Here is a 20,753-nt window from a genome sequence, read left to right as displayed (position 1 = left end):
GGAGCCCTGCTCTGTTAGATTGGTCTAAACCACATAGCCAGTCCCGGGCACCGGGTGAGACCTACTTCGAAACGGCAGGCAAGCGTGGAAGTTGTCATCGTTCCCGACGCCGCGGCGGGCGGCGAGCTCATCGCCGAGGCCATGGCGCAGCTGCTGCGGCGCAAGCCCGACGCCCTGCTCGGGGTCGCCACCGGCTCGACGCCGCTGCCCGTGTACGAGGCGCTGGCGGCGCGGGTGCGGGCGGGCTCCGTGGACACCGCGCGGGCCCGGATCGCCCAGCTCGACGAGTACGTGGGGCTGCCGGCGGAGCACCCGGAGTCGTACCGCTCGGTGCTGCGGCGTGAGGTGCTCGAACCGCTCGGGATCGGCATGGACGCGTTCCTCGGCCCGGACGGCACGGCCGCGGACGTGCAGGCCGCCTGCGAGGCGTACGACCGCGCGCTCGGCGAGGCCGGCGGGGTGGACCTCCAGCTGCTGGGCATCGGGACCGACGGGCACATCGGGTTCAACGAGCCGTGCTCCTCGCTCGCCTCGCGGACCCGGATCAAGACGCTCACCGAGCAGACCCGCGTCGACAACGCGCGGTTCTTCGACGGCGACATCGCGCAGGTCCCGCACCACGTGATCACGCAGGGCATCGGCACCATCCTGGAGGCCCGGCACCTGGTGCTGCTGGCCACCGGCGAGGGCAAGGCGGACGCCGTCGCCGCGAGCGTGGAGGGCCCGGTCGCGGCCGTGTGCCCGGCCTCCGCGCTCCAGCTGCACCCGCACGCCACGGTCGTCGTCGACGAGGCGGCCGCGTCCAAGCTGAAGCTCGCCGACTACTTCCGGCACACCTACGCCCACAAGCCCGACTGGCAGGGCATCTGATCCGCACCTGATCCGCCGGGCCCGCGCCCACCCCCTGCGGGCCCGAACGCGGAAGGCGCCGCACCCCCCGACCAGGGGGTGCGGCGCCTTCGTCGAGTACGGGCCGGCGGGCGCCCGGCTCAGGCGCCCGCGACGATCTCCGCCGCCGCCCGGCCGCAGACGCGGGCCGCGCCGTGGGTGGCCACGTGCAGGGCGCCGCGGGGCTCGGCCCCGGGCACGCCCATCTCGACCACGACCGTGTCGGGCCGGGCCGCCAGCAGCGTGTCGAGGGCCGCCGCCATCCAGGGGTGGCGGTGCTCGTCGCGGACGACCGCCACGACGCGGCGCGGTCCGGCCGCCGCCAGCACCTCGCCGCCGGCGTCCGCCCCGGCGAAGCTGCCGGTCTCGGTGCCGGGGAGCAGCCGGCCGAGTTCGGCGGCGACGCCCCAGGGGGTCTCGTCGCCGACCGCGATGTTGGCGACCGGGGTGAGCGCGGCGACGTACGGCGCCTCGGTGAGGGGGGTGAAGCCCTCGGCGCCGGTGACGCGCAGGGCGCGGCGGGCCGCGCGCAGGCCCACGTCGCCGTCGGCGGGCAGGGACGCCGAGGCGTCCGACCGGGCCTCGGCGGTCCAGCGGGCCAGGGCGCGTACCCGCTCGGCCGCGTCGGCGAGGCGTTCCTCGGGCAGCTCACCGGAGCGGACGGCCTCGACCAGGGCGTCGGCCAGTCGCCGTACGGTCTCCTCGTCGGCCAGGCCGCCGCCCACGCAGATCGCGTCGGCGCCGGCCGCGACGGCCAGCACGCTGCCGCGTTCGATGCCGTAGGTGTCCGCGATGGCCCGCATCTCCATGCCGTCGGTCACGATCAGACCGTCGTAGCCCAGCTCGCCGCGGAGCAGGCCGGTCAGGACGCGGCGGGACAACGTTGCCGGACGGTCCGGGTCCAGGGCCGGGACCAGGATGTGGGCGCTCATCACCGCGCGGCTGCCGGCGGCGATGGCCGCGCGGAAGGGCACGAGGTCGCGCTCGGCCAGCACCGAGGCGTCCACGTCGATGCGCGGCAGGGCGTGGTGGGAGTCGACGGCGGTGTCGCCGTGGCCCGGGAAGTGCTTGGTGCAGGCGGCCACTCCCGCCGACTGGAGCCCGGTGACGTAGGCCGCGGTGTGCCGGGCGACCAGGTCGGTGGCGGCGCCGAAGGAGCGCACGCCGATGACGGGGTTGCCGGGGTTGGAGTTGACGTCGGCGGACGGGGCCCAGTTCAGGTTGACGCCGCAGGCCGCGAGGCGGCGGCCGAGCTCGGCGGCGACCTGGCGGGTGAGGCCCACGTCGTCCACCGCGCCGAGGGCGAGGTTGCCGGGGAAGGAGGAGCCGGTGCGCACCTCCAGGCGGGTGACGTCGCCGCCCTCCTCGTCGATGGCGACCAGCACGTCCTCGCGCTCGGCGCGCAGCTGGGCGGTGAGGGCGGCCAGTTGTTCGTCCGAGGCGATGTTGCGGCCGAACAGGCCGACGGAGGCCAGCCCCTCGCCGAGGCGGCGCAGCACCCAGTCGGGGGCGGTGGTGCCGGTGAATCCGGGCTGGAGGACGGTCAGCGCGTCGCGTGTGAGCGTGTCGGTGCCGCTGGCGATTGTCGTCATCGGATGGCGTTATCCCTTCACGGCGCCGGCGGTCAGGCCGCTGACGGCCTTGCGCTGGAGGAAGACGAAGAGGATCAGGATCGGGACGGCGAAGAGGGAGGAGGCGGCCATGGTCGCACCCCAGTTGTCGCCGAAGACGGTCTGGAAGCTGGTCAGCCACAGCGGCAGGGTCTGGGACTCCGCCTCCTTGTTGACGACCAGGACGAGGGGGAGCTCGTTCCAGGCGGTGATGAAGCCGAACATCGAGGTGGACATCAGGCCCGGCGCGAGCAGCGGCAGGATGACCAGGCGGAACGACTGGGCGCGGGTGCAGCCGTCGACCATCGCGGACTCCTCCAGCTCCTTCGGCACGGCGGCGACGAAGCCGCGCAGCGTCAGGATGGTGAAGGGCAGGATCATCATCATGTAGAAGAGCGTGAGCGGCACCAGGCTGTTCAGCATGGACGCGTCGCGCACGATCATGTAGATGGCGATGACCATGACTTCCCAGGGCGCCATCTGGGCCAGCATGAAGCCGACGATGAAGCCGCGCCGCCCCTTGAACCGCATGCGGGCCAGGGCGAAGGCGCCGGCCAGCGCGATGATCAGCGAGAAGACGACCGCGCAGACGGTGACGACGAGCGAGTTGGTGACGTACGTCCAGAAGTGGTCGGCGTCGACCGCGGTCTTGAAGTGCTCGAAGGTGATGTCGGTCGGGAACCAGACCGGGTCCTCCGAGATGATGTCGCCGGTCGGCTTGAAGGCCGTGGCGAACATCCAGTAGACGGGGAAGACGAGGCCGATGAACAGGACGACGGCCGTGACGTTGGGCCACAGGCGGCCGAAGAGCGAGCGCTTCACAGCTCGTCCTCCTCTTGCTTGAGCACGATCCTGAGGTAGTAGGCGGTCAGGCCGAGCAGGATCAGGATGGTCAGGACCGCGATCGCGGCGCCCATGCCGTAGTGCTGGTTGCCGACACCCTCGATGTAGGCGTAGACGGGCAGGATCTCGGTGAGACGGTCGGGGCCGCCGCCGTTGAACGTGTAGACCTGGACGAACGCCTTGAAGATCCAGATGATCTCCAGGAAGGTCGTGGCGTAGAGGAACGGCCGCAGGAACGGCAGGGTGACCGTGGTGAAGCTGCGCCAGGCGCCGGCCCCGTCGAGGGAGGCGGCCTCGTAGAGCTCGCCGGGGATGGTGGTGGTCGCCGCGTACAGGTTGATCGCGACGAACGGGACGGACATCCAGACGATCAGCACGGTGACGACGAAGAAGGTCGACATCTGGCTGCCGGTCCAGCTGTAGTCGGCCATGGAGTGCCAGCCGGCCTTGTCCAGGACCCAGTTGACGACGCCGAAGCGCTGGGCGAAGAGCCACTGGTAGACGGTGGTCGCGGCGACGACCGGCATCGCCCACGCCAGCACCAGGCCGATCATCAGCACGAACCGCATCGTCCGGCCGAGGCGGGCGAGCAGCAGGCCGATCAGGCCGCCCACCACCATGGTGAGGACGACGTTGACCGCGGTGAAGAGGATCGAGCGGAGGGTGACCCGCCAGAAGTCCTCGCCGGTGAGGACCTCCTTGTAGTTGTCGAAGCCGGTCCACTCGGTGACGTGCTGGATCAGCTGCGCCATGTTGAGGTTCTGGAAGGACAGCAGGCCGTCCTTCAGCAGCGGCCAGCCGAGCAGCAGCACAGTGGCCGCGCAGGCCGGCAGCAGCAACAGGTACGGGACGAGCGCGCCGGCGCGGGACGCGGCTCTCGGTTTGGCCTGGCCGGTGTTCCCGCCGTCCGCCTTGCGGACGTCCGACGGGCCTCGGGGCGGCCGTTCGGTCTGCACGGTCATGCTCGCGGTCTCTCTTCTTCTCGACCTGTCCAACTCAAGCCGGGGCGGGGGCCGTCGTGTGCCAGCCCCCGCCCCGGCTCACCCGGTGTTACTGCTGCTGCGCCAGGCGCTTGTTGAACTCGCCCTCGACCTGCTTGGCGGCCTCCGCCGGGGACTTGCCCTTCATGACGGCCGTCAGGTACGTCTTGATCGGGTTCGGGTCGTTCTCGACCGCGGCCCACTCGGGGATCAGCGGCGTGGTGCCACCGGTCCCGGCGGCCGGCGCGGCGGCCTCGGCGGCGGCGTTGCCCTTCAGGTTGCTCTGGAGCGCCTCCTTGTTCGGGATGACGCCGTTGGCCTTGGCCAGGCCGCCCTCGTACTTGTCGGAGAGCGCGAGCTTCAGGAACTCCTTGGCCAGCTCCTGCTTCTTGCTGCCCGCGGCGACGGCCAGGTTGGAGCCGCCGAGGAAGACGCCCTCGGGCTTGTCGGCCGTGGCGCCCGGGATGGTGAAGTAGCCGAGGTCCTTCTCGATGGCCGGGTTGGCGGTGATCGCCGTGCCGCCCTCCCAGCCCATGCCGATGAAGGCGCCGGTCTTGCCCTTGGCGAAGATCTCACCCTGCTGCGGGGTGGCCTCGTCCTTGTCCTTGGGGGCCTTGGACAGGGCCTGGAACTTCTTGTAGGTCTCGGTGGCCGCGGCGACCTTCGGGTCGGACAGGTTGGAGACGTACTTGTCGCCGTCCTTCTTGACCAGCTCGCCGCCCTCGCCGACGACCAGGCCCACGAAGTGGTACCAGTTCTGGCCGGGCATGTAGATCGGCTCGGCGTCGGTCTTCTCGCCGATCGTCTTGAGGTCGTTGTAGAACTCGTCGCGGGTCTTGGGCAGTTCCTTGATGCCCGCGTCCGCCCAGATCTTCTTGTTGTAGACGACGACGCGGTTGACCACGAACCACGGGGCCGCGTACTGCTTGTCGTCGAAGACGGCGGACTTGTTGAGCGACTCGGACCAGTCGGTGCCGATCTCGCTCTTGAGGTCGCTCAGGTCCGCGAGGCCGCCGGTCTTGGCGTAGGCCGGCGTCTGGGTGTTGCCGATCTCGAAGACGTCGGGCGGGTTCTCCTCGGAGAGGGCGGTGGTCAGCTTCTGCTGGATACCGTTCCACTTCTGGATCTCGAACTTGACCTTGGCCTTGGTCTTCGCCTCGAACTCCTTGGCGAGGTCCGCCTGCCACTGGTCGGGCGAGGAACCGTCCATCACCCACACGGTCAGCGTCTGGCCGGCGTAGCCGTCCGCGCCGGCCTTCTTGCCGTCGTCGCCGCCGTCGTCGCCCCCGCACGCCGCGATCGAGACCATCATGCCCGCGATACCGATCGCGGCTATCAGCTTGCGCTTCACGCCACCCTCCTCAGGGATGCCACAAAACCCCCCTGCCTCCCCGCGGTTGCTCGTCGACGCGGACCGCCCATGGGGCCGGGACCTGGACCAATGGTGTAGACCAGTAGGGGGAGCTTGGCCCAGACCAATAGGGCTGTCAAGGGTGTTCAAGCAGCCTCCGGGCGTCCGTGATGGGACCGAGATATGCAGGGACCTTTCATTGCGCAAGCGACACATCGGACGGACCGGCGCCGGGTGTACCACCGCCGGCCGGCGCGGCCCGGGAAGCGGCTGGACGGGACGTACCAAAGCCCCAGGACGGCGCGGTGGACTAGACCAACGGGGGCCTCGGAGGTATACAGAAGGGATCACGGAGCGTGCGGGATCCTCCCGGCACCAACCCGTGCCACGATGTGAGCCGTGGCCGATAGGGGATGTCGGCCGCTTCGGCACCCGGAGCCGGGAAGGCAGAGCATGAGCACCGACGTCAGCAGTGCGGAGAACGAGGGTGGGGCGACCGTCCGTACCGCGCGCGTGCCCAAGTACTACCGACTGAAGAAGCATCTGCTCGACATGACCCGGACGCAGGCGCCTGGCACGCCGGTCCCGCCGGAGCGCACGCTGGCCGCGGAGTTCGACACCTCGCGCACGACCGTGCGCCAGGCCCTCCAGGAGCTGGTCGTCGAGGGCCGCCTCGAACGCATCCAGGGCAAGGGCACCTTCGTCGCCAAGCCCAAGGTGTCGCAGGCGCTGCAACTCACCTCCTACACCGAGGACATGCGGGCCCAGGGCCTCGAACCCACCTCGCAGCTCCTGGACATCGGGTACATCACCGCCGACGAGCGGCTCGCCGAGCTGCTGGACATCACGGCGGGCGGGCGGGTGCTGCGCATCGAGCGGCTGCGCATGGCCAACGCCGAGCCGATGGCCATCGAGACGACCCACCTCAGCGCCAAGCGCTTCCCGGCCCTGCGCCGCTCCCTGGTGAAGTACACGTCCCTCTACACGGCCCTCGCCGAGGTGTACGACGTCCATCTCGCCGAGGCCGAGGAGACCATCGAGACCTCGCTGGCGACCCCGCGCGAGGCCGGCCTGCTCGGCACCGACGTCGGCCTGCCGATGCTGATGCTCTCCCGGCACTCACTGGACCGCACGGGCCAGCCGGTGGAGTGGGTCCGCTCGGTGTACCGCGGCGACCGCTACAAGTTCGTGGCCAGGCTGAAGCGCCCCCAGGACTGAAGCCCTCCGGGACCGCGCGGCACACGACATTGCAGTTGAGGGCCGATATTCGGACGAGGTCTTCCGCTTTCTCGACGCCGTCACCTACATTTTCGTGCGCACTGCACCAGGTGATCAGCGAGGGGACGGAGCCACCGCATGTCACAAGCCCCAGAAGTGAGCAGAGGGCCGACGGTGACGCCGGTGCGCGTCGTCATCGCCCTCTGCCTTGTCGCACCGTTCGTCGCCATGCTGTGGGTCGGTTCGTACGCCAAGACCGACCCGACCCTCATCGGCGTCCCGTTCTTCTACTGGTACCAGATGGCGTGGGTGCTCATCTCGACCGTGCTGACGGTGATCGCGTACAAGCTCTGGCAGCGTGACCAGCGCGCCCGCCGGGAAGGCGGGGCCAAGTGAACGACGGCGTGAACGGCGTCGCACTCGCCGTCTTCATCTTCTTCTTCGTGCTCGTCACCGCCATGGGCTTCCTGGCCGCGCGCTGGCGCAAGGCCGAGAACGAGCACAGCCTCGACGAATGGGGCCTCGGCGGCCGCTCGTTCGGCACCTGGGTCACCTGGTTCCTGCTGGGCGGCGACCTCTACACGGCGTACACCTTCGTGGCCGTCCCGGCGGCGATCTACGCGGCGGGCGCGTCCGGCTTCTTCGCGGTGCCGTACACGATCCTGGTGTACCCGCTGATCTTCACCTTCCTGCCCCGCCTGTGGTCGGTCTCCCACAAGCACGGCTACGTGACGACCTCGGACTTCGTGCGCGGCCGGTTCGGCTCCAAGGGCCTGTCGCTCGCGGTCGCCGTCACCGGCATCCTCGCCACGATGCCGTACATCGCGCTCCAGCTGGTCGGCATCCAGGCCGTGCTGGACGTGATGGGCGTCGGCGGCGGCGAGGACACCAACTGGTTCGTCAAGGACCTGCCGCTGCTGATCGCCTTCGGTGTGCTGGCCGCGTACACCTACTCGTCGGGGTTGCGCGCGCCCGCGCTGATCGCGTTCGTGAAGGACACGTTGATCTACCTCGTCATCGCGGTGGCGATCATCTACATCCCGATCAAGCTGGGCGGGTTCGACGACATCTTCGCCAAGGCGGGCGAGGCGTTCGGCCAGACCAGCGAGGCGACCGGGAAGCCGCGCGGCGCGGTGGTGCCGGGCGAGGCGAGCCAGTGGACCTACGCCACCCTGGCGCTCGGCTCGGCGCTCGCGCTGTTCATGTACCCGCACTCGATCACCGCGACGCTGTCCTCCCGCAGCCGCGAGGTGATCCGCCGCAACACCACGATCCTGCCGCTGTACTCGCTGATGCTCGGCCTGCTGGCGCTGCTGGGCTTCATGGCGATCGCAGCCGGGGTCAAGGTGCAGAACGGCCAGCTGGCGATCCCGCAGCTGTTCGAGGACATGTTCCCGGACTGGTTCGCCGGCGTCGCCTTCGCGGCGATCGGCATCGGCGCCCTGGTCCCGGCGGCGATCATGTCGATCGCGGCCGCGAACCTCTTCACCCGCAACATCTACAAGGACTTCATCAAACCGGATGCCACTCCGGCGCAGGAGACCAAGGTCTCCAAGCTGGTGTCGCTGCTGGTGAAGGTGGGCGCGCTGGTCTTCGTCCTGACGATGGACAAGACGGTCGCGATCAACTTCCAGCTACTGGGCGGCATCTGGATCCTCCAGACCTTCCCGGCCCTGGTGGGCGGCCTGTTCACCCGCTGGTTCCACCGCTGGGCCCTGCTCGCCGGCTGGGCGGTCGGCATGGTCTACGGCACGGCCGCCGCGTACGGGGTGGCCTCGCCGACGCAGGCGCACTTCGGCGGCTCCTCGAAGGAGATCCCGGGCATCGGCGAGATCGGCTACATCGGCCTCACCGCCTTCGTGCTGAACGTCCTGGTCACCGTGGTCCTGACCTTCGTCCTGAAGGCCGTCAAGGCCCCCGACGGCGTCGACGAGACCCAGCCGGGCGACTACACGGCGGACGCGGGCGACCCGGGCGTCGAGGTCGAGCTGCCCCCGGCCACCGCGGGCACCTCGCACTGATCCCCGGTCTGTCGGGAGCGGGCCGTCGGAGAGATCCGGCGGCCCGTTGTCGTACCCGTCGGGCACACTCGGCTCCATGGACTTCACGATCCGGCAGGCGACGACCGAGGAGCACGACACCCTCGGCGAGATCACCGCACAGGCCTATCTCCGGGACGGCCTCCTCGACTTCGGCGACGACGACACCTACCTCGGCGAGCTGCGGGACGTGGCCAAACGGGCCGCCGCCGCGGAGGTGCTGGTCGCCGTCGCGGACGGCCGTGTCCTGGGCGGCGTGACCTTCGTGCCGTCCGGCGGCCCCATGGCCGACATCGCGCGTGCCGGCGAGGCCGAGATACGGATGCTCGCCGTCGCCCGCGAGGCGCGGGGGCGCGGTGTCGGCGAGGCCCTCGTGCGGTCCTGCGTCGACCGGGCCCGGGCCGTGGAGGGCTGCGCGCGCGTCGTGCTGTCGACCCAGCGGACGATGCGCACCGCCCACCGGCTCTACGGACGCCTGGGCTTCGCCCGCACGCCCGAGCGCGACTGGAACCCGCTGCCGGAGCTCGACGACATCACGCTGCTCACCTACGAGCTGACCCTCTGAGACCGGCACCGACACTACATCTGGGGGTGCTCGCGCCACCCGGCACAAGATGTATGCTCATGCTCGCTGTCGCCGCAGGGGAATCCGGTGCGAATCCGGAACTGTCCCGCAACGGTGTACATGCGTGTTTCCGCACGCGTGTCCAGTCCGAGGACCTGCCGACAGTGCGCCCGGCCGTCCCGGTCCGGGTGCCATGACGTCCGGGCCTCGCGGAATGGGCCGGTGGACGCGACGCCGCGTGCGCTCGTGAGCTGCCCCCTGCCCTCCGCCTGGCCCCGTGCCGAGCGAGGGAGTGCCCCACGTGACCATCGCGCCAGCCGACCCGGTGTCAGCGTCCGCCGCGAAGGCTTCGTCCGCTGCGACGGCTTCTGCGTCCGCTGCCACGGCTTCGTCCGCTGCCACGGCTTCTGCGATCCCGGCGACCGAGGAAGCCGACGGACCCGGCGCCGCCCTGCTGCGGACCCTGACCGACCTCACCGCCGACCTCCCCGACGCCGACCCCGGCCGGGTCGCCGCCGCCGCGCTGCGCGGCCGGTCCGCGCGGGCCGACGAGGCGGAGTTGCGGGAGCTGGCCACGGAGGCCGCGGCCGGTCTGATCTCGGAGGACCCGGTCTACTCCCGGCTGGCCGCCCGGCTGCTGACCCTCGGCATCCGCGCCGAGGCCGCCTCCCAGGGCGTCACCTCCTTCACCACGTCCGTCGCCACGGGCCACCGCGAGGGCCTGATCGCCGACCGCACCGCCGCGTTCGTCCGGCTGCACGCGCCCCGCCTGGACGCGCTGACCGACACGGCCGCCGACGACCGCTTCGGCTACTTCGGGCTGCGCACCCTCTACAGCCGCTACCTGCTCCGGCACCCGCTCACCCGCAAGGTCGTCGAGACGCCCCAGCACTTCCTGCTGCGGGTGGCCTGCGGACTCGCCGAGGACGACAGCGACCGCGCCGTGGCCGAAGTCGCCGCGCTGTACGGCCTGATGAGCCGCCTGGACTACCTGCCCTCCTCCCCCACCCTCTTCAACTCCGGCACCCGGCACGCCCAGATGTCGTCCTGCTACCTCCTGGACTCCCCCAAGGACGAGCTGGACTCCCTCTACGACCGCCTCCACCAGGTCGCCCGCCTCTCCAAGCACGCCGGCGGCATCGGCATCGCCTACTCCCGCGTCCGCGCCCGGGGTTCACTGATCCGGGGCACCAACGGGCACTCCAACGGCATCGTCCCGTTCCTGAAGACGCTGGACGCCTCGGTGGCCGCGGTGAACCAGGGCGGCCGGCGCAAGGGCGCGGCGGCGGTCTACCTGGAGACCTGGCACGCCGACATCGAGGAGTTCCTGGAGCTGCGGGACAACACGGGCGAGGACGCCCGCCGCACGCACAACCTGAACCTCGCGCACTGGATCCCGGACGAGTTCATGCGCCGGGTGGACGCCGACGCGCCGTGGTCGCTGTTCTCGCCCGCGGACGTGCCGGAGCTGACCGACCTGTGGGGCGCGGAGTTCGACGCGGCCTACCGGGCGGCCGAGGCGAAGGGCCTCGCCAGGAAGACCCTCCCGGCCCGCGAGCTGTACGGCCGCATGATGCGTACCCTCGCGCAGACCGGCAACGGCTGGATGACCTTCAAGGACACCGCCAACCGCACCGCCAACCAGACGGCCGAGCCGGGCCACGTCGTCCACTCCTCGAACCTCTGCACGGAGATCCTGGAGGTCACCGACGACGGGGAGACCGCCGTCTGCAACCTCGGTTCGGTCAACCTGGGCGCCTTCGTGACCGGCGGCGACATCGACTGGGAGCGGCTGGACGCCACCGTCCGCACCGCCGTCACCTTCCTGGACCGGGTCGTCGACATCAACTTCTACCCGACCGAGCAGGCGGGCCGCTCCAACGCCCGCTGGCGTCCGGTCGGCCTCGGCGCGATGGGCCTCCAGGACGTCTTCTTCCAACTGCGTCTGCCCTTCGACTCCCCCGAGGCGAAGGCCCTGTCCACGCGCATCGCCGAGCGGATCATGCTCGCCGCGTACGAGACCTCCGCCGACCTCGCCGGGCGCAACGGCCCGCTGCCGGCCTGGGAGAAGACCCGTACCGCGAGGGGCGTGCTGCACCCCGACCACTACGACGTGAAGGCGGCCTGGCCGGAGCGCTGGGCGGCCCTGCGGACGCGCATCGCGGCGACCGGCCTGCGCAACTCGCTGCTCCTGGCCATCGCGCCGACCGCGACGATCGCCTCCATCGTGGGCGCCTACGAGTGCATCGAGCCGCAGGTGTCCAACCTGTTCAAGCGCGAGACCCTGTCCGGCGAGTTCCTCCAGGTCAACTCGTACCTGGTGGACGACCTCAAGCGGCTCGGCGTGTGGGACGCCCGCACCCGCGAGGCACTGCGCGAGGCGAACGGCTCGGTGCAGGACTTCGCGTGGATCCCCGAGGACGTGCGCGCGCTGTACCGCACCGCCTGGGAGATCCCGCAGCGCGCCCTGATCGACATGGCCGCCGCCCGCACCCCGTACCTCGACCAGGCCCAGTCGCTGAACCTGTTCCTGGAGACGCCGACCATCGGGAAGCTCTCCTCGATGTACGCGTACGCCTGGAAGCAGGGCCTGAAGACCACGTACTACCTGCGTTCCCGCCCGGCGACCCGCATCGCCCGCGCCGCCGGCCGGGCCACCGTCCCCGTGCAGGCCACCCCGGACCCCGAAGCGGTCGCCTGCTCCCTGGAAAACCCCGAGTCCTGCGAGGCCTGCCAGTAATGACGACCAAGAACCTGCTCGACCCCGGCTTCGAGCTGACTCTCCGCCCGATGCGCTACCCCGACTTCTACGAGCGCTACCGGGACGCCATCAAGAACACCTGGCACGTGGAGGAGGTCGACCTCCACTCGGACGTCGCCGACCTCGCGAAGCTCAGCCCCATGGAACAGCACCTGATCGGCCGGCTGGTGGCGTTCTTCGCCACCGGTGACTCGATCGTCGCGAACAACCTGGTGCTGACCCTCTACAAGCACATCAACTCCCCCGAGGCGCGGCTCTACCTGAGCCGGCAGCTCTTCGAGGAGGCCGTGCACGTCCAGTTCTATCTGACGCTGCTGGACACCTACCTGCCCGACCCGGACGACCGCGCCGCCGCCTTCGCGGCCGTGGAGAACATCCCGTCCATCCGCGAGAAGGCCGAGTTCTGCTTCAAGTGGATGGACTCGGTCGAGTCGATCGACCGGCTGGAGTCCAGGGCCGACCGCCGCCGCTTCCTGCTCAACCTCATCTGCTTCGCCGCGTGCATCGAGGGCCTGTTCTTCTACGGCGCCTTCGCCTACGTCTACTGGTTCCGCAGCCGGGGCCTGCTGCACGGTCTGGCCACCGGCACCAACTGGGTGTTCCGGGACGAGACGATGCACATGTCCTTCGCCTTCGACGTGGTCGACACCGTCCGCAAGGAGGAGCCGGACCTCTTCGACGACCAGCTGGAGCAGCAGGTCACCGACATGCTACGGGAGGCCGTCGAGGCCGAGCTTCAGTTCGCGCGCGACCTGTGCGGTGACGGCCTCCCGGGGATGAACACCGACTCGATGCGGCAGTACCTGGAGTGCGTCGCCGATCAGCGTCTGACGCGGCTCGGCTTCGCCCCGGTGTACGGCTCCGAGAACCCCTTCTCCTTCATGGAGCTCCAGGGTGTTCAGGAGCTGACCAACTTCTTCGAGCGACGTCCGTCGGCGTACCAGGTGGCGGTGGAAGGGACCGTCGACCTGGACGAGGACTTCTGAGTGGACGAGGACTTCTGAGCCTCCCTGATCTGGCGGTCGATGCGCTTGTCGCGCACGATGCCGATCACCGACGGGAGGATCATGAGGACCAGGAGTCCGAAGGTCGCGAGCATTCCGATCAGGGCTTCGATCTGGTTTCCGTTCATGACACCACTGTCGTGCCTCAGACTCCTTACCGTGAGTGGCAGGACTGCCGTAAGACCTCGATTTCCTGCCACTCACGAGGCACACTGGCGGCATGCTGCGGAACGTGACCGCCGTCCTGCTGGACGGCGTACATCCCTTCGAACTCGGCGTCGTCTGCGAGGTCTTCGGCATCGACCGGAGCGACGAGGGCCTGCCGACGTACGACTTCGCGGTGGTCTCCGCCGAGGGCCCGGCGCTGACCACCCATGTCGGCGGGCTCACCGTCTCCACGCCCTACGGGCTGGACCGGCTGGACGAGGCCGACCTGATCACCGTGCCGGCGGGCAGCGACTTCGCCCGCCGGGAGTACCCGCCCGAGCTGCTGGCCGCCCTGCGGCGGGCGGTGGACCGGGGCGCGCGGGTGCTGAGCGTGTGCTCCGGGGTGTTCGTGCTGGGCGCCGCCGGCCTGCTGGACGGACGGCGGTGCACGGTGCACTGGCACCACGCGGAAGAGCTGGCCCGGCTGTACCCGCGGGTCTCCGTGACCCCCGACGTGCTCTACGTGGACGAGGACCCGGTGATCACCAGCGCCGGCACCGCGGCCGGCATCGACGCCTGTCTGCACCTCGTGCGCAAGGAGCAGGGCCCGGAGGTCGCCAACAAGATCGCCCGGCGGATGGTGGTGCCGCCGCACCGGGACGGCGGCCAGGCGCAGTACATCGAGCGCCCGCTGCCGCGCTCCTCCTGCGACACCGTCGGCGAGGTGCTGGCCTGGATGGAACAGCACCTCGACCAGGAGGTCACCGTCGAGCAGCTCGCGGCCCGGGCGCACATGTCCCCGCGCACCTTCGCCCGCCGCTTCCAGCAGGAGACGGGCACGACTCCCTACCGCTGGATCCTGCGCCAGCGCGTGCTGCTGGCCCAGCGGCTGCTGGAGGCGACGGACGAGACGATGGACGCGGTCGCCTGGCGCACCGGCTTCGGTACGGCGGCGGCCCTGAGGCACCAGTTCGTCAGGGCTCTCGGCACCACCCCGTACGCCTACCGGCGCACCTTCCGGGGCCCCGAGGCCGCCGCCTGAGCCGCGTCACCGCGGCGCTCGTCTCACCTCGCCACGGGCCGCACCAGCAGGTCGTGGGGACGCAGCGTGATGCCGACGCGCACCGCGTCGTTCGAGCCCGCCACCTGCTCGAAGCGGTACTTGGTCGCGAGCGCCGCCGTGATCAGCGTCAGCTGCGCCATGGAGAAGTGGTCGCTGGGGCACTTGCGATTGCCCACGCTGAACGGCCGCATGGCGTATTTCGGCAGTTCCGTCACGCGTTCCGGAAGCCAACGGTCCGGGTCGAACTCCAGGTTGTGGGGGTACGACTTCGGATCGCGCTGGATTGCGTACGGGCTGTAGATGATGTCGGCCCCGGCCGGAATGCGATAGCCACCGAGTTCCGTCTCGACCACCGCGCGCCGCGTCAATACCCATACGGCGGGGCGCAAACGCATGGCCTCCACGATGACATTGCCGGTGTGTGTGAGCTTGCGGACGTCCTCGAATGCCACGGGGTGCCCGCCGGTGACCGCTTCGACTTCGTCGCGTATGCGGTCGGCATGTTCCGGGTGTTCGGCAAGTGCCTGTAGCAACCACATGATCGTGGAGGCGATGGTTTCACTGCCGGGGGTGAGTATCGCGACGACCTGGTCGTGGATCTCCTGTTCCCCGATCGGGTCGCCATTGTCGTCCTTCGCCTCCAGCAAAGCCGTCAGCAAATCGTCCGGCTTTTGACCGGATGCGCGGCGCTCGGCGATGATCTCGTCGACCAGGAGGTGCAAGTCGGCCAGCGCGCTGTTGAATTCGCGGTTGGCCGGCAGCGGCAGCCGGTACAGCGGGCCGAGCGGGACGACCATCCGCCGGTACATGCCGCGGAAGACGGTGGCGAGGGCGACGCACAGGCGCTCGGCACGCTCGTCCATGTACTGGCCGCGCAGCAGACAGCGGGCGGCGACGCGCACGGCGACGCGGAAGGACTCGGAGGTGGCGTCGATCGTCTCCCCCGGCCGCCAGCGCTCGGTGAGCGCGTGCGCCTCCTCCTCCATGATCGGCCCGTAGGCGGGGATCGCGTCGAGCTTGAAGGCGGGCTGGATGGTGCGCCGCTGGCGCCGGTGCAGCGGGCCGTTGGCGGTGGCCACGCCCTCCTTGCCGAGCAGGCCCTCCAGCGACTCCCACAGCGGGCCCGCGATGTGGTAGTCGGGGCTCAGCGCGAGGGCGCCGGTGAGCGCCGGGGTGGTGACCGCGTACACGGTCTTGGGGCCGAGCTTGATGCGGACCACCTCGCCGTGGTCGCGCAGCTGGGCCATGAAGGCCAGCGGGTCGCGGGCCAGCCTCCAGCCGTGGCCGAGGAGCGGGACGCCGCCGCCCGCGACGGGCGGCTCGCGCAGCTCCGTGGCCGGTTCGGTGCGGGTCTCGGGATTGACGGACTCGACGGTCATTTCTCACCTGCCGCTTCGTTGTTGACGTACGGGGGCGTGGACCGGTCGTCCCAGCTGTCGACCATGTACCGGCCGGACTCGTGGTGGAACCAGTAAACGGAACTGAACCAGTTCCGCATATTGCCGACGCTGGCCCGCACGGCGCCGCTCAGTTCCTTTCCGCGTACGGTTCCGTCGTCGAGTTCTCCGGCGAACCGTAATACGTCCTGTTCGACGGCGAGGAATTCCGTGATGCATTCCTCCACGCGTCGCCGGACGTCTTCTATCGCTTCTTCCAGGGTCAGTTGATGATGAGTGATGAGACTGATGCCGAGATTGTGGACCTCGTCGCCCGCTATTTCCTTCGGCAGCGAGCAGAGGTCGTTGTACCAGGCGGCGAATTCCTGGCTCAGCAGGGCCGCCCGCCGGTATGCGGGGTGCTTTCGCACGGCGTCCGGCAGTTCGCACCCCGCGCTCGGCTCCAGCAGGTCGGTCCAGATCCAGTGCGCGAAGGTGAGCCGGCGCAGTGCGAGGTACTCCTCGACGCCGGGCACGATTCCGTGGGTGCGGTTGTGGAATTCCCGGTCGTACGCCTCGATCACCGCGTGGAAGTGCCGGGCGAACCGGGCGTTCCACGTCGGCGGCAGGAAGGCGTACAGCCGCAGCACGCTGTCGGCGAACCCGGCGACCAGCGCGTCCTCGTGGTGCAGGTGGTCCGCGGGTGAGTCCAGTGCCGTGTGCAGCCGGTCCCGGAGCTTCCGCCAGGCGGCCGGGCGGCCGTGGACGATGTCCCGGTCGTGCCGGTCGTCCCAGACGAAGAACCACGCACTGTAGTCGGCGATCGCCTGGAGCACCTCGTCGGGGGCGCCCAGGTAGTACCCGGCCATGAGGTCCGTGTAGCACAGGCCGTCGGCATATTCCTCGACCTTGTCCGCCGGCATGAGCCGCTTTTCGAGCAGCCAGGTACGGGTCTTCTCCTGGAGCTTCGGCCAATACGGATGCAGTTGCCGGGGAAATGCCGCCTCGATCACCGGGAGCGAGAGCTGCGGTGGAACTGCGATCGCGGTCGGTGTCGCTGTGGTGCCGTGTGGGAAAGCATGCACGAACAAACCCCTCTCAGCCGCCGGTGGCGCACTCCTCGCGCTGAGCGGGGCGTGCGCCGTTGCGTATCCCCGCTCTTCCATTCAGCACCACAACTGACCGTTCTGGGAACGGATTTGCTCCATTCACTACCCTACGGCGCCTGAATTCTCCTGTTGTGTGTCGGCTTCTGGATCTCCGGGAGGGCGGCAGGGATCGAACAGGTGACGGACAGACGAACGGCGCCCGCTCGGGTGGACCCGAACGGACGCCGTGCGCCTGGGGCTTGTGAGGCCGGGGTGATGTCTCAGTCGTTCGCGACGACGGGGTAGCGCGGCTCGTTCTCGGCCATCTGCCGCAGCGCGTCCTTGCGTTCGCGCTTGGAGAGCCGGTCGATGTAGAGATACCCGTAGAGGTGGTCGGTCTCGTGCTGGAGGCAGCGCGCGAAGTAGCCGGTGCCGCGCACCTTGATGGGGTTGCCCTTCTCGTCCTGCCCGGTCACCTCGGCGTAGTCGGGGCGGGCGAGCGGCGCGTAGGCGGTCGGCACGGACAGGCAGCCCTCGTTGCTGTCGTCCAGGCTGCGCCGGTCGGCGGGCAGTTCGACGAGCTTCGGGTTGCAGACGACGCCGACGTGGCGGACGCCCTCGTCGTCGGGGCAGTCGTAGACGAAGACCTTCTTGCCGACGCCGATCTGGTTGGCGGCCAGGCCCACGCCCTCGGCGGTGCGCTGGCTGGCGAACATGTCCGCGACCAGCTGCTGGAGCTCCTCGCCGAAGTCGGTGACGTCCTGGCACTCCTTGTGCAGGACCGGGTTGCCGACCACCGTGATCGGGCGGGAGGTGCCGCGCCCGCGCCAGTCGGCCTCGCGCTCCTCGCACTCCTCGGTGTCGACGACGAATCCCTCGTCGTCCACGGGGAGCACGCCCGCGTGCTGCTGATCGGTGTCCTGCTGCGCCATGACCGACGTATGCCTTCCTGGATGAAACCGGGGTTTGATGCTGGATACAGGGTACGGGGAGGCGCCCCGTCAGGGGCGCGGGACTGAGTCGATATGCGGCTCCGCCGCGTGGCCGCGACCAGCCACGACGAAGCCGCAGCCGGCCATAGACCTCAGCAGACCTCTTCCAGATCCCGCCAATCCCGGGAATCAGGACTGTCCGCAACCCACCCGTCCAGCAGCCCCCTCACCAGCGAAGCCGGCGCAGCCACCCCGCACTCCCGCTCCGGCACCCACAGCTGCCCGTCGGTGCGGTGCCCGAGCGGCCCCGGGTGCCCCGGTTCGCTGTGGTCGTGCGGGTCGAGATGCTCGCCGTCGCCCTCGTCGGACGGCATCCGGGACTCGGAGCACATCCGGCACAGCAGCCGCACGGAGGACGACCAGTCCTCGGCGGCGAACCCGGCGTCGGCGGCCAGCTGCTCCAGCGCGTCCCGGTCGGCCTCGGTGGCGGCCTCCAGGAGGACCACCCAGGTGGGCACGGGCGACGGCGCCCACAGCTCGATCTCGTCGAAGACGGGGTAGGAGTGCCCGGCGGCCGTGGTCCGCTCCCCGTGCGGGACGCCGTCGTGCAGCACGACCTCGCCCCAGCGCCGCCCGGAGGACGGCAGCGGAATGGACAGCACCTCGACGCGGGCGGGGTCCAGCCGCCGCCCCCACACCACCTCGGCCTCGCCCTCGGGGGACAGCCGTACGGCCGCGCTGCCGAGGTCCATGCCGAGGGGCTCACCGGCGTCCGTGGCGTCGCCGGGCGTCTTCAGCCCGTACGCCTGCCAGGCGCGGCGAGCCAGGGGCCAGTCCTGGAGGGCGGTCGCGGCGATGCCGACGTTCCACCAGTCGGGGGCTCCGCCGTCCCGGTCGAGCAGCGCCACGGCCCTGAGGCCCGCCGCTCTGGCCTGCTCCCAGTCGTGCCGGAACTTGTGCAGCAGGGCGAGGTTGAACCACGACTCCGACAGCCAGGGTTCCAGGTCGGCGGCCCGCGTCAGCAGCGCGCCCGCGTCCTCGTAGCGACCGTCGCCGATCAGCGTGAACGCACGGTCGGTGGCCTGCCGCCACGAGGCGGAGGGCCGGTGCCGTCCCTTGCCGAAGATCCTCACGATTCCCGCCTGCCAGTTCCGTTCAGTGGGCTGGCTGTGCCTTTCCGCGCCCCCGTACACCCTCTCCTGCGCATCAAACCATGTACGGCCTGCGGGGCGCTCATTACCCATGGGTTACCCAGCCGGGGGCGAGGTAAGGCTGCCTCGGGAGAGCACCCGGGCCAGTGCCTCCACGACTTCGGGAGCGTAGTCGCCGGCGGTGGCCAGCCGCAGCTCCTCCAGCGCGGTGAGGTCGCCGCCGGGCCCCGCGTCCCGCGCCTTCTCCTCGTAGGCGTTGACGGCGCGCACGATCCGCGCGGCGAGCGGCTGCTCGTGGCAGGGGTCGGCCTGCCGCTCCACCACCACGGCGACCGCGGCGTCGACGCCGGTCTGGCGCACGACGGCCCCGCCGAGCAGCGCGATCCGCCGCTGTTCGGACACGGGCAGGCCTGCCGTGGCGCCCGCCGGGACCGGGTCGACGAGGCTCAGCTGGCCGATGTCGTGCATGAGCGCCGCGTACTCCAGCACCGTCAGCTCGGGCCCGGACAGCCCCAGGTCCCGTCCGACGGCCGCGCTGAGCCCGGCGACGCGGCGGGCGTGCCCGGCCGGGGTGTACCCGGCGATCTCGGTGGCCCGGGCCAGGGAGGCGATGGTCTGGCGGTAGGTGGCCCGGACGGCGGCGTACCGCCGGTAGGAGAGCTGGGTGAGCAGCAGCGGCACGCTGAAGACGGGCAGTGCCCACAGTCCCGCGACGGCCACCGCGAGGGCCATCACCGCCCCCGTCGCGCACACCGCGGAGGTGATGCCGACCATGGCCCGCAGCTCCTCGCGCAGCAGCGGGCCGAAGGGCCATCCGGTGCGCGCGTGCGCCGGTGCCGCGGCGAGCACGGCGTCGCACAGCGCGGTCAGGGCGAGCAGGGCGATCAGCAGCAGCGCGTGGGCGGGGCCGCCCCAGTCGCGGAAGGTGCCCCGGCCCGCCAGCGGCTGGAAGCACACGGCGGCGAAGGCGACCGTGAGCAGGCGCCGCGCCAGGTGGTCGAGGAGCGGTCCGTCGCCGCGCGCGATGTGCGGGACGCTGCCGAGGAGCGAGGCGACGAGCACCACGGTGACGGTCTGGGCGACCCCGTGGTGCACGGGCTGTCCGGTGTTCTCCCCGAGCAGGGCGTACGCCAGCGCGCCGGCGGTCCCGAGCGGCGCCGTCTCCCGGCCTTCTCCCCCGGTGCGGCGGGTGAGCTCGCCGAGCGCGACGAGGAGCCCGAAGGCGAGCGCGACGGGACGCTCCACGACGCCCGACCACAGCACGGAGGCGAGGCACACGAGCGCGACGAGGGGCGCCTTGTGGATACGGCGCTTGCGGGGCTCGGCCTGCGTGAACTTGAAGTGCTTGACGGCGTTGGTGACGTACGCGTCCGCTGGGTCGATGCCGGCTTCGGCCAGGGCGCGGTCGAGGAGTTTGCCGGCGGGGCCGACGAAGGGCCTGCCCTGACGGTCCTCCTGATCGCCGGGCTGCTCACCGACGAGCATGACCCGAGCGGACGCCTTGCCGGCGCCGAAGACGGTCTGGGTGGCGTCCCTGTGCAGGGGGCACCCGCGGCAGCCGGCGGCGGCGTCGCGGAGAGCGGTGAGGCTGCGGCCGCGCTTCGGGACGAAGGGTTGTGCGGTGTAGTCGTCCTCGGGGGTCATGGGCTGCGGGTACCCGCCGGGGGCGGTTCGGATCCGCTGCCGGGTGCGGGTGGTCTGCGGTTGCTCGCGCAGTTCCCCGCGCCCCTTCGGGGC

At 70.5% G+C, this 20,753-nt stretch carries 18 protein-coding genes, 1 pseudogene and 1 riboswitch; of the genes and pseudogenes, 8 read left to right on the top strand and 11 right to left on the bottom strand.

What is annotated here, in order from left to right:
• Positions 1-84 precede the first annotated feature (84 nt).
• A complete protein-coding gene (gene nagB / locus GTW67_RS06965; protein WP_161163924.1) occupies positions 85-870 on the top strand; it encodes a glucosamine-6-phosphate deaminase in 786 nt (261 codons plus the stop codon).
• Positions 871-989: 119 nt separating this feature from the next.
• On the opposite strand, the gene GTW67_RS06960 is transcribed toward nagB, so the two are convergent.
• The 4 genes from GTW67_RS06960 to dasA form a co-directional block, all read right to left on the bottom strand.
• The gene (locus GTW67_RS06960; RefSeq protein ID WP_161163923.1) at positions 990-2,480 is read right to left on the bottom strand and encodes a glycoside hydrolase family 3 protein; all 1,491 of its coding nucleotides are present in this window, start codon (positions 2,478-2,480) and stop codon (positions 990-992) included.
• Positions 2,481-2,489: 9 nt separating this feature from the next.
• Positions 2,490-3,320 (bottom strand): ABC transporter permease subunit, encoded by an 831-nt coding sequence (locus GTW67_RS06955; RefSeq protein WP_161163922.1) that lies wholly within the window; start codon positions 3,318-3,320, stop codon positions 2,490-2,492.
• Complete coding sequence (locus GTW67_RS06950) at positions 3,317-4,303, bottom strand: carbohydrate ABC transporter permease (RefSeq protein WP_161163921.1); 987 nt, start codon at positions 4,301-4,303, stop codon at positions 3,317-3,319. Before GTW67_RS06950 ends, GTW67_RS06955 begins: the two co-directional genes overlap by 4 nt.
• Positions 4,304-4,391: 88 nt before the next feature.
• Positions 4,392-5,672 (bottom strand): N,N'-diacetylchitobiose ABC transporter substrate-binding protein DasA, encoded by a 1,281-nt coding sequence (gene dasA, locus GTW67_RS06945; RefSeq protein ID WP_161163920.1) that lies wholly within the window; start codon positions 5,670-5,672, stop codon positions 4,392-4,394.
• 453 nt (positions 5,673-6,125) lie between these two features.
• On the opposite strand from dasA, the gene GTW67_RS06940 reads away from it, so the two are divergent.
• From GTW67_RS06940 to GTW67_RS06915, 6 genes are all read left to right on the top strand, one after another.
• Positions 6,126-6,890 carry a GntR family transcriptional regulator gene (locus tag GTW67_RS06940; RefSeq protein ID WP_161163919.1) on the top strand — a complete coding sequence of 255 codons (765 nt, stop codon included), beginning with the start codon at positions 6,126-6,128 and terminating at the stop codon, positions 6,888-6,890.
• A 138-nt stretch (positions 6,891-7,028) separates the two neighbouring features.
• Complete coding sequence (locus GTW67_RS06935; RefSeq protein ID WP_161163918.1) at positions 7,029-7,286, top strand: DUF3311 domain-containing protein; 258 nt, start codon at positions 7,029-7,031, stop codon at positions 7,284-7,286.
• Complete coding sequence (gene mctP, locus GTW67_RS06930) at positions 7,283-8,911, top strand: monocarboxylate uptake permease MctP (protein WP_161163917.1); 1,629 nt, start codon at positions 7,283-7,285, stop codon at positions 8,909-8,911. Before GTW67_RS06935 ends, mctP begins: the two co-directional genes overlap by 4 nt.
• A gap of 76 nt (positions 8,912-8,987) precedes the next feature.
• On the top strand, positions 8,988-9,494 hold the full coding sequence (locus GTW67_RS06925) for a GNAT family N-acetyltransferase (RefSeq protein WP_161163916.1): 507 nt from the start codon (positions 8,988-8,990) through the stop codon (positions 9,492-9,494).
• Between the two features lie 53 nt (positions 9,495-9,547).
• Positions 9,548-9,671: riboswitch (cobalamin riboswitch) on the top strand.
• A gap of 124 nt (positions 9,672-9,795) precedes the next feature.
• On the top strand, positions 9,796-12,234 hold the full coding sequence (locus GTW67_RS06920; RefSeq protein WP_524539753.1) for a ribonucleoside-diphosphate reductase subunit alpha: 2,439 nt from the start codon (positions 9,796-9,798) through the stop codon (positions 12,232-12,234).
• A complete protein-coding gene (locus GTW67_RS06915) occupies positions 12,234-13,241 on the top strand; it encodes a ribonucleotide-diphosphate reductase subunit beta (protein WP_161163915.1) in 1,008 nt (335 codons plus the stop codon). The genes GTW67_RS06920 and GTW67_RS06915 overlap by 1 nt, the downstream gene beginning before the upstream one ends.
• Here the strand turns inward: GTW67_RS06915 and GTW67_RS37525 are convergent.
• Entirely contained in the window at positions 13,154-13,387 is a 234-nt protein-coding gene (locus GTW67_RS37525) for a hypothetical protein (protein ID WP_161163914.1), read from the bottom strand. The two genes, GTW67_RS06915 and GTW67_RS37525, sit on opposite strands and share 88 nt — an antisense overlap.
• A 92-nt stretch (positions 13,388-13,479) precedes the next feature.
• Between GTW67_RS37525 and GTW67_RS06905 the strand changes: the two genes are divergently transcribed.
• On the top strand, positions 13,480-14,448 hold the full coding sequence (locus tag GTW67_RS06905; protein ID WP_161163913.1) for a GlxA family transcriptional regulator: 969 nt from the start codon (positions 13,480-13,482) through the stop codon (positions 14,446-14,448).
• Between the two features lie 23 nt (positions 14,449-14,471).
• Here GTW67_RS06905 and GTW67_RS06900 read toward each other — a convergent pair whose 3' ends face one another.
• From GTW67_RS06900 to GTW67_RS38455, 6 genes and pseudogenes are all read right to left on the bottom strand, one after another.
• On the bottom strand, positions 14,472-15,848 hold the full coding sequence (locus tag GTW67_RS06900; protein WP_161163912.1) for a bifunctional albaflavenone monooxygenase/terpene synthase: 1,377 nt from the start codon (positions 15,846-15,848) through the stop codon (positions 14,472-14,474).
• Positions 15,845-16,930 carry an epi-isozizaene synthase gene (gene cyc1, locus GTW67_RS06895; RefSeq protein WP_161163911.1) on the bottom strand — a complete coding sequence of 362 codons (1,086 nt, stop codon included), beginning with the start codon at positions 16,928-16,930 and terminating at the stop codon, positions 15,845-15,847. The genes GTW67_RS06900 and cyc1 overlap by 4 nt, the downstream gene beginning before the upstream one ends.
• Before the next feature lie 284 nt (positions 16,931-17,214).
• Positions 17,215-17,865: a peptide deformylase gene (def, locus tag GTW67_RS06890; RefSeq protein WP_161163910.1), complete on the bottom strand. Its 651-nt coding sequence runs from the start codon at positions 17,863-17,865 to the stop codon at positions 17,215-17,217.
• Between the two features lie 152 nt (positions 17,866-18,017).
• Entirely contained in the window at positions 18,018-18,998 is a 981-nt protein-coding gene (locus GTW67_RS06885) for a tetratricopeptide repeat protein (protein ID WP_161163909.1), read from the bottom strand.
• Between the two features lie 114 nt (positions 18,999-19,112).
• Positions 19,113-20,321: an HD-GYP domain-containing protein gene (locus GTW67_RS06880; RefSeq protein WP_346010581.1), complete on the bottom strand. Its 1,209-nt coding sequence runs from the start codon at positions 20,319-20,321 to the stop codon at positions 19,113-19,115.
• 60 nt (positions 20,322-20,381) lie between these two features.
• Positions 20,382-20,501: pseudogene (locus tag GTW67_RS38455) on the bottom strand (uracil-DNA glycosylase family protein); the annotation flags it as partial.
• Positions 20,502-20,753 lie beyond the last annotated feature (252 nt).

The organism is Streptomyces sp. SID5910 (genome assembly GCF_009862125.1).
Lineage (GTDB): Bacteria > Actinomycetota > Actinomycetes > Streptomycetales > Streptomycetaceae > Streptomyces.
This window is presented reverse-complemented; position numbering and strand designations above follow the sequence as displayed.